This is a genomic window from Thiolapillus sp. (assembly GCF_048562965.1).
GTDB classification, from domain to species: domain Bacteria; phylum Pseudomonadota; class Gammaproteobacteria; order Chromatiales; family Chromatiaceae; genus Thiolapillus; species Thiolapillus brandeum_A.
In genome coordinates this window covers 1-782 of sequence record NZ_JBHNMF010001212.1, presented here as the reverse complement: position 1 = coordinate 782, position 782 = coordinate 1, and the positions used below count along the sequence as shown (strand labels likewise).

General features: G+C 49.1%; 1 protein-coding gene. It reads right to left on the bottom strand.

What is annotated here, in order from left to right; translation table 11 throughout:
* Positions 1 to 198: 198 nt before the first annotated feature.
* Positions 199 to 645 carry a VOC family protein gene (locus ACOCD2_RS23380; RefSeq protein ID WP_305800474.1) on the bottom strand — a complete coding sequence of 149 codons (447 nt, stop codon included), beginning with the start codon at positions 643 to 645 and terminating at the stop codon, positions 199 to 201.
* Positions 646 to 782 lie beyond the last annotated feature (137 nt).

Here is a 782-nt window from a genome sequence, read left to right as displayed (position 1 = left end):
TTCGATGTCATGCCGATTACAGAGGCTCCTGCCGAGTCATGTCGGTAAAATGCGGGTTTTGACGTTCTGGAATCACGGATTCAGGATGACTTCTTCTACTATCTTACTCATGTTTTTTCTCCTCTGATGGGCCGCACAGTATTATTCTTGGTTTCCAACGCGGCATTTTTGGAAACCCGGCAATACACCTTCTTGTTTTTATTCATAAGATGCCACCTCTATCAGATTGCCGTCCGGATCCCGGAAATAGAAAGAAGTAACCGCCCCCTTTGCTCCTGTTCTTGTCACCGGCCCCTCCAGTATTTCTATCCCATTGCTTCTAGCCTGAGCCATCGCTGTTTCCGGTTTTGTATCGGTGACAAAACACAAATCTTCGGAACCCGGCAATGGCGAGCGGGCTTTCGGCTCAAATTCCTTGCCCTGCTGATGAAGATTGATTTTCTGATTTCCGAATTTCAATGCGACTCTGCCTTCACCGAAGGTTTCCCTGGTCATTCCCAGGACAGACTCGTAGAAACGCACCGTTGTCTCAATATCCCTGACAGTCAGTACGATATGATCAATGCCTGAAATTTTCATCGTGCTTTGTGTTTCCGTATGCTGGGCAGAACAATGGGAAGAACAGCCAGTATTTTCCGTGGCCATGGTTCATGGAAAGAACCACGGCATGTAGAATACTCCCATGAACATACACCTCATTGCCGTCGGTGACAAAATGCCCCGCTGGGTCCAGGAGGGCTACCGGGAGTACGCACAGCGCATGCCCAGGGAATGCAGCCTGA

Coding starts and splice junctions, on each gene's coding strand:
- ACOCD2_RS23380 (WP_305800474.1), bottom strand. CDS start 645: ATGGCCACGGAAAATACTGGCTGTTCTTCCCATTGTTCTGCCCAGCAT.